The organism is Brevibacillus brevis (assembly GCF_900637055.1).
In the GTDB taxonomy this organism is placed as follows: domain Bacteria; phylum Bacillota; class Bacilli; order Brevibacillales; family Brevibacillaceae; genus Brevibacillus; species Brevibacillus brevis.
This window is the reverse complement of the sequence record NZ_LR134338.1, coordinates 3,974,855-3,987,500: the sequence shown is the minus strand read 5'-3', so window position 1 is coordinate 3,987,500 and position 12,646 is coordinate 3,974,855. Positions and strand designations below refer to the sequence as shown.

At 49.6% G+C, this 12,646-nt stretch carries 10 protein-coding genes, 2 tRNA genes and 1 pseudogene; 10 read left to right on the top strand and 3 right to left on the bottom strand.

Going from position 1 to position 12,646, the window contains the following annotated elements:
• Positions 1 to 324: 324 nt before the first annotated feature.
• From EL268_RS19030 to EL268_RS19020, 3 genes and pseudogenes are all read left to right on the top strand, one after another.
• Positions 325 to 409, top strand: a tRNA-Leu gene (locus tag EL268_RS19030).
• 298 nt (positions 410 to 707) lie between these two features.
• Positions 708 to 1,947 (top strand): annotated as a pseudogene (locus tag EL268_RS19025) (glycosyltransferase family 2 protein).
• A 175-nt stretch (positions 1,948 to 2,122) separates the two neighbouring features.
• Positions 2,123 to 3,091, top strand: a complete 969-nt coding sequence (locus EL268_RS19020; protein WP_047068639.1) for a tRNA modification radical SAM protein MnmL/YtqA — start codon at positions 2,123 to 2,125, stop codon at positions 3,089 to 3,091.
• A 46-nt stretch (positions 3,092 to 3,137) separates the two neighbouring features.
• Here EL268_RS19020 and EL268_RS19015 read toward each other — a convergent pair whose 3' ends face one another.
• Together EL268_RS19015 and EL268_RS33965 are read right to left on the bottom strand one after the other, a co-directional pair.
• Entirely contained in the window at positions 3,138 to 3,866 is a 729-nt protein-coding gene (locus tag EL268_RS19015) for a glycerophosphodiester phosphodiesterase (RefSeq protein WP_106652719.1), read from the bottom strand.
• Between the two features lie 95 nt (positions 3,867 to 3,961).
• Positions 3,962 to 4,141: a YjcZ family sporulation protein gene (locus EL268_RS33965; RefSeq protein ID WP_164724491.1), complete on the bottom strand. Its 180-nt coding sequence runs from the start codon at positions 4,139 to 4,141 to the stop codon at positions 3,962 to 3,964.
• A gap of 82 nt (positions 4,142 to 4,223) precedes the next feature.
• Between EL268_RS33965 and ablB the strand changes: the two genes are divergently transcribed.
• Positions 4,224 to 5,078 carry a putative beta-lysine N-acetyltransferase gene (gene ablB, locus EL268_RS19005; RefSeq protein ID WP_106652720.1) on the top strand — a complete coding sequence of 285 codons (855 nt, stop codon included), beginning with the start codon at positions 4,224 to 4,226 and terminating at the stop codon, positions 5,076 to 5,078.
• A 4-nt stretch (positions 5,079 to 5,082) separates the two neighbouring features.
• On the opposite strand, the gene EL268_RS19000 is transcribed toward ablB, so the two are convergent.
• A complete protein-coding gene (locus EL268_RS19000) occupies positions 5,083 to 6,627 on the bottom strand; it encodes a PucR family transcriptional regulator (protein ID WP_106652721.1) in 1,545 nt (514 codons plus the stop codon).
• A gap of 156 nt (positions 6,628 to 6,783) precedes the next feature.
• Between EL268_RS19000 and EL268_RS18995 the strand changes: the two genes are divergently transcribed.
• From EL268_RS18995 to EL268_RS18970, 6 genes are all read left to right on the top strand, one after another.
• Entirely contained in the window at positions 6,784 to 8,136 is a 1,353-nt protein-coding gene (locus EL268_RS18995) for an aspartate aminotransferase family protein (protein ID WP_106652722.1), read from the top strand.
• A gap of 16 nt (positions 8,137 to 8,152) precedes the next feature.
• Positions 8,153 to 8,845, top strand: coding sequence for a 3-oxoacid CoA-transferase subunit A (locus EL268_RS18990; RefSeq protein ID WP_048032315.1), 693 nt, complete (start codon positions 8,153 to 8,155; stop codon positions 8,843 to 8,845).
• Positions 8,827 to 9,504 carry a 3-oxoacid CoA-transferase subunit B gene (locus EL268_RS18985; protein WP_106652723.1) on the top strand — a complete coding sequence of 226 codons (678 nt, stop codon included), beginning with the start codon at positions 8,827 to 8,829 and terminating at the stop codon, positions 9,502 to 9,504. The genes EL268_RS18990 and EL268_RS18985 overlap by 19 nt, the downstream gene beginning before the upstream one ends.
• Before the next feature lie 32 nt (positions 9,505 to 9,536).
• The gene (locus EL268_RS18980) at positions 9,537 to 10,817 is read left to right on the top strand and encodes a peptidase (RefSeq protein WP_106652724.1); all 1,281 of its coding nucleotides are present in this window, start codon (positions 9,537 to 9,539) and stop codon (positions 10,815 to 10,817) included.
• Positions 10,818 to 10,918: 101 nt separating this feature from the next.
• A complete protein-coding gene (locus tag EL268_RS18975; protein ID WP_174769417.1) occupies positions 10,919 to 12,337 on the top strand; it encodes an aldehyde dehydrogenase family protein in 1,419 nt (472 codons plus the stop codon).
• Positions 12,338 to 12,403: 66 nt separating this feature from the next.
• A tRNA-Ser gene (locus EL268_RS18970) sits at positions 12,404 to 12,492 on the top strand.
• Positions 12,493 to 12,646 lie beyond the last annotated feature (154 nt).

Genomic DNA, 12,646 nt, shown 5'->3' with positions numbered 1-12,646 from the left:
CATAACTGGAAATATTTTGTCTGATTTGTCATAAATTATGTAAAAAAATCACAGAATATGGCTCCCTTTCTATTCGGAATATGTGACGAAACGATGATATTTTTGTAGAGAGACGCTTGCTTTCTTTCAAAATTTTTGCGACATGTAACTTTCTTTTTCGACAAACGTATTTAATTAGAAGACTGAACAAAAAACGATAGTTTGACAGGGAAAATATGGACTCCATTCAGTCAAAAACGATATTGACTTGCGAAAATTGATTGTGTATACTCAAAAACGTACTTCGTGTCAACAAAAAAACACGAGTAAAATCAGCGTTTATAGGCGGTCGTGGTGGAATTGGCAGACACACCATCTTGAGGGGGTGGCGGGGCGACCCGTGCGAGTTCGAGTCTCGCCGACCGCACCAATCCCGGAAACAATCAGGAAGTAATGGAAACGAGTGTTTGTATTTTTCTAAATAAACGGAGCCTTTTTCGACAAGGGCTTTTTTTTCTGCCGACTGCCAAGCACTGTCGAATAGAAAGAGAAAAAGGTGGGAAAGGTGATAGCAGTGCCTTATTTTTTCCCACTTTTGGGTCATTGCTTATGAATCGCATTTGATGTAAACTGCCAATTGAGAGAAAAACAATAGAGAAATGTTGGAAAAACAACACTACCTAAATTCAGATCAGACCCAATCTGGTTTAGGTCGAGGAGAAGAACCCATGAGTATAATTAGAGAGATCATTGAGGGATTATTCATCGGATTTACTTCTGCGGTGGGCGTAATCGGCACATACCAAACACTGGTTTCTTGTGCAGGCCTGTTCCGCAAAAAAGAGCAAGTAACAACTGAGCCGCAAAAGACATTTGCTGTGCTCGTGGCTGCTCACAATGAGAGCGCCGTAATTGCTCCGTTAATTGAAAACCTGAAGAAACTCGACTATCCACGTGAAATGTACGACATCTTCGTCATTTGCGACAACTGTACAGATAACACGGCAGAGATTAGTCGGGCGCATGGTGCAATTGCATGTGAGCGTTTTGACACATCCAAGCGTGGGAAAGGCTACGGCATCGAGTGGATGCTGGAGAACCTCTGGGCAAGACCTAAGCAGTATGATGCTGTCGTCATGTTTGATGCTGACAACCTGGTTGAGAAAAACTTCCTGAAAGTAATGAATGACCGTCTCTGCAAAGGGGCGCGTGTGATTCAAGGTTACCTCGACTCCAAGAACCCGTTTGATTCCTGGATTACGCTGTCCTATGCGGTTACCTACTGGTTTACAAACCGTATGTGGCAACTGGCTCGTCACAAATTTGGGGCTGCCGAACACTTTGGGCGGAACTGGCTTGTGCATTGAGAGCAACCTGCTCAAAGAAATGGGCTGGGGAGCAACCAGTCTCACGGAAGACCTGGAATTTGCAACACGTTGCATTGAACGCGGTATTTACCCGACATGGGCACATGACACCAAGGTCTGGGATGAAAAACCGATTGATTTAAAATCGTCTATGCGCCAGCGTTTGCGTTGGATGCAAGGGCATTACGATGTAGCAGGACGCTACATTCGGGCAGTCTTGTTTAATGGTTTGAAGTCGAGAAAGCTGGGAATGCTTGATGCAGCCTTCTACCTCTTCCAACCGATGTATGTGCTGATGGTGACGATGATGTCGGTATTGTTCCTGGCAAGATTTTTTGATATCGGTACGCTGTCAACGGTATCCACGATCTTGCCTACATGGCTGGTATACGGTTCTACTGCCGTGTTCTACCTGTTGCCGATCTTGGCCCTCTATTTGGATAGAGTTCCGTGGAAGGGGTATTTCGGGCTCCTCTTGCTACCGTTCTTTTTCCTGACCTGGCTTCCGATTATGTTTTACGCGTTCTTTACGAAGAAAAACCAAGTGTGGAGTCATACCTCTCACACACGCGCGATTCGTATCGAGGAGATCCAGCAATAGTGACGTAAACAAGCAAAACCACAGGGGGAATATTCACCTGTGGTTTTCCTATTATCTTAAAGTAGCGAGATCGTTGCCGAATTTGGTATAATGACGTGATCAAGCAAGTAGCGTTCCCCAACGGGATTAAGGCACCAGCTTCAGACGCAGCGGTGCTAATAGGAGGAAAACAGCAATGAAGCTCGCGACAGATATTCACAACAACGACGTCCCATTGTTGTGGGGCGATAAACGATACCATACATGGAATTATCATTTAAGAGGGACTTTTCACGAAAAGATTTTCAAGGTTCCATTGGATGGCGGCTTTAGCTGTCCGAATCGGGATGGGAAAGTAGCGACAGGCGGCTGCACGTTCTGCAGCGCAAGAGGATCTGGAGATTTCGCTGGTGACCGCAGAATGGATCTGGAAAGACAATTTCATGATGTGAAAAACCGCATGCACGAGAAATGGCCGCAAGCCAAGTATTTGGGCTTCTTCCAAGCATACACGAATACGTATGCACCTGTGGAGGAGCTGCGGGAGATGTACGAAGTCATCCTCAAACAAGAAGGTGTAGTCGGACTATCCATTGCAACACGTCCTGACTGCCTGCCAGACGACGTCGTGGAGTATTTGGCTGAATTAAATGAGCGCACTTATTTGTGGGTGGAGCTCGGTCTACAGACAGTCCATGAGCACACGGCCCAGTTAATTAATCGAGCGCACGATTATCAATGCTATGTGGATGCTGTAGAAAGGTTGCGCAAGCATAACATCCGTGTTTGCTCTCATATCATCTACGGATTGCCAGGAGAGAGCCATGAAGAGATGATGCAGACGGCAGATGCTGTGGCACATCTGGATGTGCAGGGGATCAAGATACATCTGTTGCATCTGCTGCGCAAAACGCCGATGGTGAAGCAATATGAAGCAGGACTCTTGGAATTCCTGTCACAGGAAGAGTACACAAAGCTCGTTGTAGATACATTGGAGATTTTGCCTCCAGAAATGATTGTCCATCGAATCACGGGTGACGGACCACCTGATCTCTTGATTGGACCGATGTGGAGTCGCAAAAAGTGGGAAGTTCTGAATGGCATTGATGCAGAACTGAAAGCGCGGAATAGCTGGCAAGGAAAGTTTTTCGTGCCACGCACGTAAATGTCACAGCAACAAAAAGGGGGCCTTTTCAGGGCTCCCTTTCTTTTTATAGATTTCGAATCAGATTTCTCGCACGTTTCGGGTAATTGGTGATCAGACCATCTACCCCACAGTCAATAGCTCGCTGGATTTGCCGACTGCTGTTCACCGTCCAGCTCAAAACCTCAAAATGCTGCTGCTTTGCTTGTTTGACCAAATCCTCAGTCAATTGATCATAAGGGACATGCAATTGATCGGCTCGATAGCTACTGGCTACTTCCCAAGGCTTGGCGAGTGGTCCAATATATAAAAGTCCCGTTGTTTGCGTGGCATCCAATTGCTTGACTCGTAAAAGGCTGTCGAAGTTAAACGTTGAAATGATGGTTCGCTCTGTTAGCTGATAACGCCTGATTTGCTCGATGACGAGCTCCTCTAAGAGGGGTTGATCCAGGAAAAAATTTTTCATCTCGATGATGAAGCGCAGTGGTGTGTCGACAAACGCCTGAAATACCTCCTGCAAGGTTGGAATATGGGCTTTTGGTACGCGTGTAGACGAGTCTTTATCTGCACGTAGCTGACGCAGTTCGCGCAATGTGTAATGTCGCACCAATCCGGAACCATTGGTTGTACGCTCCAAGCTGTGGTCATGGATGACAACCAGCTTATTGTCACTGCTAAGCTGAACATCCAATTCGATCCCATTGGCTTTTCGTCGGACGGCTGCTTGAAACGATTCCATCGTATTTTCCGGAAACAGGCCGGAAGCGCCACGATGGGCATAGACAAGTGGGGGCACGAGGGCTTCCTCCCTTCTCGAGCGTGTAATTACCTATTACCATGATATGTAAAGGGCCCCTCGATACGACCTGACATGAGAGGCACTCCAGAAGTCTATCCGATTACGACGAGTACGATGACCAAAAGAACAAAGAGGACAAGGATCAGGGCAAAATTGTTATTGCAGCTCACCAAAAACACCCTCCTTCTCGCACATGAAGCATCTACTTTTATGGTATGAAGAACGAGTAAATATGACCCAACAGAATGCCCACCTTGCGTTTTTTTGTGCATGAGAAAGGCTTTTTTATACAGATTGGCAGATGACGGCCTTACTTGTTTTGCTACAATGAGAATAGGAGTACTGTAGGGGAGGGTGAAGACCGTGATAAATGTTGTAGGCGCACAGGACGCTGGCGACCTGATCATTGATCGACAAAATCGCCGGGTAAAGCTGCACGTGTATGAACCATCACAAATCGAGCAGTGGGATCGAGTCATGAAGGAACTGGCCGAAGAGTCAGAGGCAACAAAAGTCATTGTGTACGGGAAGAAACAAGATGTTCCGCAATGGAAATCCTTGGGTTATGAGCTGGAGGGAACCATCGATGGGTTTTTTCAAGGGGAAAACGCACAGATGCTCACCTACTATCTGACAAATGAGCGGGCTACCTCTGGCGCAGAAAAACTTGCCGAGGAAATTCTTGCGCTAAGCCTGTCGCGAGCGGGGAGTACGATAGAGAAATCGCTACCCGAGGGATACAACTTGCGCGAAGCAACCGAGGCAGATGCGAAGGAATTGGCGTGTTTGTATGGACTGGTATTCGCGACGTATCCTACACCGATGAACGATCCGTCCTACATTCGCAAAACCATGCAAGAGGGTACCATCTACTACGTCGTTGATTTTGACGGCAAGATTGCATGTGCTGCGTCAGCTGAAGTATCCGAACGATTTGGTTCAGCGGAAATGACGGATTGCGCGACCCATCCAGACCATGCGGGGAAAGGTCTCCTCCAGCCACTGTTTATCGCGTTGGAACAAAGGATGGAGGAGGCGGGGATTTACTTTTTGTACACCTTGACCCGGGCACAATCTGCAGGAATGAATGTGACGGCTGCCAAGATGGGCTATTCATACCGCGGACGGCTGATTAATAACTGTACGATTTTTTCAGGCTATGAAGACATGAATATATGGGTAAAGCCACTTCGCCCGACGAGGGAATAACAGGCTACCTGTTTGTAGGATACAACTGCTGTTGCAGACGACGGGCCATCAAGGCCAACTGAAGCTGCCAGCGTTGATGAGCATCCTCCAGGCGGTAGCCTGTTTTTTCTTCAATTTGGGTTAACCGGTACTTGAGCGTATGTCGATGGATATACAAGGCTTGCGAGGTCTGTAGACCGTTTCCATTCTGGGCCAAATAAACCTCAAGTGTTTCGAGAAGCTGTTGATTGTATTTCGTATCATAGCGGATTAATGGGTCCAGCAATGGGTTCCACAGGCGGAGCAAGCTTTCTTTTTCACGATGATACGGAAACAAAAACTGATAGCCCTGCATATCCCGGTATCGCAAAATTTGCGGGGATTCGGCCAACAGCGGATACGCTTGTAGAGCAAACATCGCTTCTTCGGAGGCACTGACGACGTTTGGCAATTGCTCACAGGGATTGCTCAGTGCGATTTGTAGGTCAAGTGAAGGGTGCAGGCCTCTCCAGCGGGATGTGAGCTGTTCCAACAAGCGTAGGCTCGTCTGATCATCCGGCAAAATAAACAAGAGGCAATGTGGCCGCTCGCGAAGCAAATAAGAGCGCTGATGACGGTCGCTAAGCCTCCGCATCAACGTAATGACACTTTGATGCATGTCTCCGAGCATCGTCTGATCGGCGACCTCTACGCGAACAGCGACACAGAGATGATGTCCAGCAAGCGGGTACCCCAGCATGCGACAACGGCTCTCCAGCTCCGTATGGGTCATCTGCTGCCCGTTCAGCAACTCCTCCACAAAATCCCCTTTTAACCGCCATTCCGTTGCAGCTACGGCCCTTTCCTTTACATATTCAAGTGCACACAAGGTAGAGGCATGCTGTAGAGCGACGTCATCGAGCTCTTTCCAGGCGTGCTCGGGCTTTGTTAAGGTCAACGTGCCAAAATGCTCGCGATTGGCGCGAATCGGCACACGATGTGCGATCTCCTGGGACTGATCATGCGACTGTGCTTCCGAACTGCCATGCTGTGTGACTTCAAAGCCTAATGCATCGATGAGCGATACGACGCCTCCCGTAAGTGCAGCGAGCTCGCCAGCGATGGCGGGAAGGCCTCCTTTGGACAGAGCAGCGTCAATCATTCGGTTATGAATCGCCGAGGAATAGGCCAGCGTCTCAAATTGCCGATTCATGATCGGCTGCAAGATGGCTTTGGTTATGGTCGAAAAGTTAATTTCCGTGGGAATTTCAATCAATGGAAGCTGATAGTGATCCGCCAAAGTCAAAAAGGTCTCGGGAATTTCTCGTAAATAAAAGCCCGTATGAATCGCCACGCCACTCAGCTTTTGCTTCGCCAACGAAGGAATAAAAGAAGCGAGCTTTTCCGTATGTTCAGCCAGCCCAAAGCCGGTTGTAATTAAAAATTCGCCTTCCTGCAAGCGACTCGTATCCTCCAGCACCTCGACAATTGTCACCCAACGAATCGGATTGTCCAGTCCGCCTGCTCCTGCGATCAGCCTGGTGTGAACCATGTCCGGCAGTTGCAGCGCTTCTCTTATCGTGATGGTCATCAGGTATCTCCTCCAAAAGCCTCGGTAAAGGTTCTCTTATACAAAATGTACAAAAGATTTTGTCTCTTTTCCATGTTTTTTTGCCAGCACGTAGGATGGCTCTTGCGTGCTGGTCAGCTAGGATAGAGGTAGAGAATAAGCGAGGTGGCGAGGAAAATGACGAAAAGCTATGTAATCAAGCCTGAATTGGGCAAAGAGTATCCAGTTATTTCTCACGGAAAAGGCATCTATCTTTACGATAAAGAGGGGAATCGTTACATCGACGGTTCCAGTGGAGCGGTGACGGCAAGCATTGGTCACGGTGTAGAAGAAGTGGCTGAGGCGATGTATGCGCAAGCCAAGGAGGTTTCCTTTGTATACCGGTCGCATTTTAGCAGCGATGCTGTGGAGAAGCTGGCTGCGAAGCTGGCTGAGTGGGCACCAGGCTCATTGAACTGGACGTTCTTTGTCAGCAGCGGCTCGGAAGCAACGGAGACTGCACAAAAAATCGCGATTCAGTACTGGCAGGAAAAAGGAAGACCAACGAAAAACCGGATTATCTCCCGCTGGATGAGCTATCACGGGATTACGATGGGTGCACTTTCGATGTCTGGACACGTCTTGCGCAGAAAGCGGTTCACTCCATTATTGGCTGACTATCCGGCAATCACAGGCCCATATCCGTATCGCAAGCCAGAAGACATGTCCCTCGAATCGTATGCGCTTGCGTGTGCAAACGAGCTGGAGACCGCGATTTTGCGCGTCGGACCAGAGCAGGTAGCGGCATTCATCGCAGAGCCTGTCATTGGCGCTTCTGGGGGAGCGGTTGTTCCGCCAGACGGTTACTTCCAACGCATTCGCGAGATTTGCGACAAGTATGAGGTTTTGTTTATCGCAGACGAAGTGATGACAGGGGTAGGCCGCACGGGGAAAGCGTTTGGAATCGACCATTGGGGCGTCGTACCTGACCTGATGGCATTGGGCAAAGGGATGAGTGCCGGTTACACGCCTATGGCTGCTACGATTGTTTCGGACGCAATTATTGAGACCATTACAAAAGGCAGCGGCTCGATTATGGCAGGACATACGTATAGCGCCAATCCACAATCTGCTGCTGTTTCTCTGGCTGTCCTCGACTATGTGGAGAAGCATCAGCTAGTCGACAAAGCAGCAAAACAAGGTGTCTATTTGCTTGCCCGCCTAAAAGAACTGGCCGACGAGCTCCCGTTGATTGGAGATGCACGTGGTCTTGGCATGCTGTGCGCGCTGGAATTTGTGAAAAACAAGCAGACAAAAGAACCGTTTGCTCTTTCTCAAGGTGTAGGCGTGAAGGTCATTGAAAAAGCATTTGAAAAAGGCTTGCTTATTTATCCGGCAATGGGCGGAATCGAAGGGATGGCAGGAGACGCTGTCATCATCTCACCTCCACTGACTATTACTATGGAGCAAATCGATGAGCTGATATCTCTGCTGAAAGAAGCGGTGATAGCTGTTCAGCAAGAGCTCCAAGACAAGGCACTGATCGGATAGAGAAGGAGGAACGAGAATGACAAACCGATTTGAAAAGGTCGTCTCCCTGTCCGAAGCGCTCACCCATTTTCGCGATGGGATGACGCTGTTGGCAGGGGGATTCGGTGGGGTAGGCAACCCGCCTACATTGATTCAGGGGATTTTGGATAGGGGCGTGCGTGATCTGACGCTGATCAGTAACGATACTGCTTTCCCGCATATTGGAATTGGCAAGCTGGTGACCGAAAAGCGCGTCAAAAAAGTGATAGCTTCCCATATTGGCTCAAATCCGAACGCAGGGGCCCAAATGACGGCTGGAGAGCTGGAAGTAGAGTTCTGCCCGCAGGGGATACTTGCAGAGCGTGTACGGGCAGGTGGAGTCGGTCTGGGAGGCATTCTATCGGATGTAGGCATCGGGACGATCGCGGAAAAAGGGAAGCAGAAGGTCGTCCTGGATGGAAAGGAATATCTATTGGAGACACCGCTCACTGCCGAAGTGGCTATCGTGCATGCGAAAAAAGCGGATCGTTTTGGCAATTTGGTGTTTGATACTAGTGCACGCAATTTCAATCCGTTAGTGGCGATGGCCGGAGACATTACGATCGTGGAAGCGGATGAGATTGTCGAGGTAGGCATGATCGACCCGGAAGAAATCGTCACCCCGGGCGTTTTCGTGAACTTTATCGTCCAAAGTGAAGGGGTGAACTGGCAATGGGCATGGGAGAAATAAAAGAAACCGAGAGCTATCGTGAACGTATTGCCCGCCGCGCAGCAATGGAAGTAGAAGACGGCATGATCATTAACCTGGGAATCGGCATTCCAACGTTGGTTGCGGATTTTATCCCAGCTGACAAACGGGTCATGTTTCACGCGGAGAACGGCATTCTCGGTACAGGACCGAGCCCTGCGAAAGGGGAGGAGAACGCCATGCTTTGCAATGCGGGTGGTTTTCCTGTCACGCTCGCCACAGGGGCATCCTTTTTTGACAGTGCGACTGCTTTTGCCATCATTCGCCGTGGACTATTGGACATGACGATTTTAGGAGTCCTGGAAGTAAGCCAAAATGGTGACATTGCCAACTGGATCGTCCCAGGCAAACGTGTCCCTGGCATGGGAGGAGCCATGGAGCTGGCACAAAAGGCTAAGAAGGTCATGGTTGTGACTACGCATCTGGATAAAAACGGACGTTCGAAAATCGTTCGGGAATGCTCGCTGCCGTTAACCGCGACAAAAGCTGCGGACTTGATTATCACCGACATGGCAGTCATGGAGGTCATGCCAGACGGTTTGTATCTACGAGAGGTCATGTATCCATACAGTGTCGCTGACGTGATTGGAGCAACGGAAGCCGAACTCAAGATGGACGGAGAGGTTGGCGTTTTCCGCTAAGCAAAGACAAAACCATGGAACGGGGGATAAACATGGCAAACTGGCAGGCGCTTATACGGGAGCAATTGGAAAAAGATCGTGAGGCTGCGGTTCAACTGCTGCAGCAATGGGTAAAAAGCCCGAGCGTACAAGGGGAAGAGCAATCCATCCAGCAAAGTATTGCGGAGCTTTTGGGGCAGATGGGGCTGGACGTTGACTTGTGGGTCATGGAAGGCGAAGAGTTGGTGTCACATCCGTATTTTGTCTCCCCGCGTACGACGTTTGAAGGCAGCCCGAATGTCGTCGGTGTGTGGAAGGGGCAAGGAGATGGGCGTTCCATCATTCTAAACGGACATGTGGATGTAGTGCCCGCAGGCGATCTGGCACAGTGGAGCGATGATCCGTTTAGCGGGAAGGTTGAAGACGGCAAGCTTTACGGACGTGGAGCAACGGACATGAAGGGTGGAAACTTATCTTCGCTGTTGGCAATCCAGGTTCTACAGAAGTTGGGTGTGCAACTGAAAGGCGACGTCATTTTTCAGAGCGTTGTAGAAGAAGAAAGCGGTGGTGCAGGAACATTGGCGACGATCATTCGCGGTTACAAGGCGGATGCTGCCCTGATTCCAGAGCCGACCAACATGAAAATTTTCCCGAAGCAGCAAGGCTCCATGTGGTTTAGATTGACCGTCAAAGGGCGTTCTGCTCACGGAGGGACCCGCTACGAGGGAGTCAGTGCCATCGAAAAAAGCATGCTCGTCGTTCAAGCCATTGGCCAATTGGAAAAAGAGCGTAACGATCGACTCGACGATCCGCTCTACGCCAAGCTGCCCATTCCAATCCCGATTAATCTCGGGGTGATTGAGGGGGGCAAGTGGCCATCGTCTGTAGCTGATCTCGTCAAGCTGGAAGGAAGGATGGGGGTTGCCCCAGGAGAGCAGATGGACGATGCCAAAGCGGAAATGGCAGCAGCACTCAAAAAGCTGGCAGAGGTCGACCCGTGGTTTGCTGAACAGCCTGTCGAGCTGGAGTGGTTCGGCGCTCGCTGGGTTCCGGGAGCAGTGGAGCTCGATCATCCGTTGATGGACATTCTGCAAGCGCAGTTTGAAGCTGTGACGGGAGATCGAGCCATTGTGGAAGCATCGCCTTGGGGAACAGATGGCGGTTTGTTGACTGCTTTGGCCAATACGCCAGCGATTGTTGTCGGACCTGGAGTCACACAGGTTGCACACTACCCGAATGAATACATCGTTTTGGATGAGGTATTCCGTTGTGCTGAGATCTTTGCGCTTACGTTACTGGAATGGTGCGGTGTGGCTGAAAGTGTGAAAGAGTAAAGAGATATCCAAATATTTCAAAATCAAGACAGGAAGGTACGCGTAGGAGGGAGAATGATTGGAAGGTGAACGCCAATCATTGAGAGAGTGGGGATATGCCGATGAAAAAAACGTGCTTTATCGGGGGAGAATGGGTGCCAGCCACTGCTCATGCACCGCTACTCTCTCCATGTACGGGTCTAGAAATTGCACAAATTTCGCAAGCAGACTCATCATTGGTTGAAAAAGCAATTGATGCGGCCCACGAAGCGACAGCCGTCATGCGGCGCCTTCCTGCCTATCAACGCGCCTTCCTGCTTGAAAAAATCTCGATTCTGATGAATGAACGTTTGGAGGAAGCGGCACGGATCATCGCAATAGAAGCGGGGAAACCCATTAGAACTGCCCGCGGTGAAGTGATTCGAACCATTCAGACGTATAAGTTTGCAGCAGAGGAAGCCAAACGCCTCCACGGAGAAACCGTACCACTCGATGCAGCTATCGGCGGAGAAGGACGCTTGGCTTATACCGTGCGTGAACCATTGGGAGTCATTGGGGCCATTACACCCTTTAACTTTCCCATGAATCTCGTTGCCCATAAGGTCGGACCTGCTCTCGCTGCTGGCAATACTGTTGTTCTCAAGCCTGCATCACAGACACCGCTTAGCGCATTGTTTCTGGCAGAGCTCGCAGAGCAAGCTGGTGTGCCCGCTGGCGCCCTAAATGTGATCACGGGCAGTGGGGCGAGTGTTGGCGATAAAATCGTGACTGACCCGAGAGTCAGGGCGGTGACGTTTACAGGGAGCCCTAGTGTTGGGCTGGACATACGCAATCGAGCGGGCATGAAAAGAGTCACGCTCGAGCTGGGATCGAATTCGGCCGTGATCGTTGATCGTGATGTGCAGCTGAATGAAGTGATTCCCCGATGCGTTTTTGGTGCCTTCGCTTACTCTGGGCAGGTATGTATCTCTGTGCAAAGAATTTATGTGGCCAAAGAAATCTATCAAGATTTCGTCCAACGTTTTGTTGAACAAACACGAGCACTTCGCGGTGGTGATTCACTCTCTGAGGACGCGGACTATTCCGCCATGATCAATCCGCGTGAAACAGAACGTGCGATGGAGTGGATTCATGAGGCGCTCCAACAGGGGGCACATCTGGAGTGTGGGGGACAGGTCGTGGATCGGATGCTCCAACCTACCGTGTTGACGGGTGTTCCGGCAGATGCAAAAGTATCATGTCAGGAAGTATTCGGCCCTGTTGTTCTGATTAATCCAGTGGAATCCGTTCGGCAAGGCATTACGATGGTCAACGATTCCCGCTATGGATTACAGGCTGGTGTCTATACCAATAATCTGTCGTTGGCTCTGGAAGCGGCAGAAGAGCTGCGCGTGGGCGGTGTGATGGTGAATGATATTCCGACTTTTCGCGTGGACCATATGCCCTATGGTGGCGTAAAGGAAAGCGGACTTGGTCGGGAAGGTGTCAGATACGCGATAGAAGAAATGACGGAATTGAAATTCGTTGCCATTAAGCGATAAAGGAAAAGGATATAGGCTCTTGCAAAGGATAGTAGAGCTGTGATATAGTATATATTGTTGAAATACGGAGGGATACCGAAGTGGTCATAACGGGGCGGTCTTGAAAACCGTTAGAGTGCAAGCTCACGCGGGTTCGAATCCTGCTCCCTCCGCCATAACTACAAATGAACCGACTCCAGTTGAGAAGCTGGGGTCTTTTTTATGGTTGAGAGCTTTGAGAGTAAGTTGTCGTTTCTTTTTTGTAAAAATATCAGAAAATAAAGAAAACTATTATATAATGGAGATGAGACTATAAGTGATGGGGGAGTT

Bases quoted from the DNA above. Each gene is read 5' to 3' on its own strand.
- EL268_RS18990 (WP_048032315.1), top strand. From the start codon at position 8,153: ATGACAAACCGATTTGAAAAGGTCGTCTCCCTGTCCGAAGCGCTCACC.
- EL268_RS18995 (WP_106652722.1), top strand. From the start codon at position 6,784: ATGACGAAAAGCTATGTAATCAAGCCTGAATTGGGCAAAGAGTATCCA.
- EL268_RS19000 (WP_106652721.1), bottom strand. From the start codon at position 6,627: ATGACCATCACGATAAGAGAAGCGCTGCAACTGCCGGACATGGTTCAC.
- EL268_RS19020 (WP_047068639.1), top strand. From the start codon at position 2,123: ATGAAGCTCGCGACAGATATTCACAACAACGACGTCCCATTGTTGTGG.
- EL268_RS18975 (WP_174769417.1), top strand. From the start codon at position 10,919: ATGAAAAAAACGTGCTTTATCGGGGGAGAATGGGTGCCAGCCACTGCT.
- EL268_RS18980 (WP_106652724.1), top strand. From the start codon at position 9,537: ATGGCAAACTGGCAGGCGCTTATACGGGAGCAATTGGAAAAAGATCGT.
- EL268_RS18985 (WP_106652723.1), top strand. From the start codon at position 8,827: ATGGGCATGGGAGAAATAAAAGAAACCGAGAGCTATCGTGAACGTATT.
- EL268_RS33965 (WP_164724491.1), bottom strand. From the start codon at position 4,141: ATGCACAAAAAAACGCAAGGTGGGCATTCTGTTGGGTCATATTTACTC.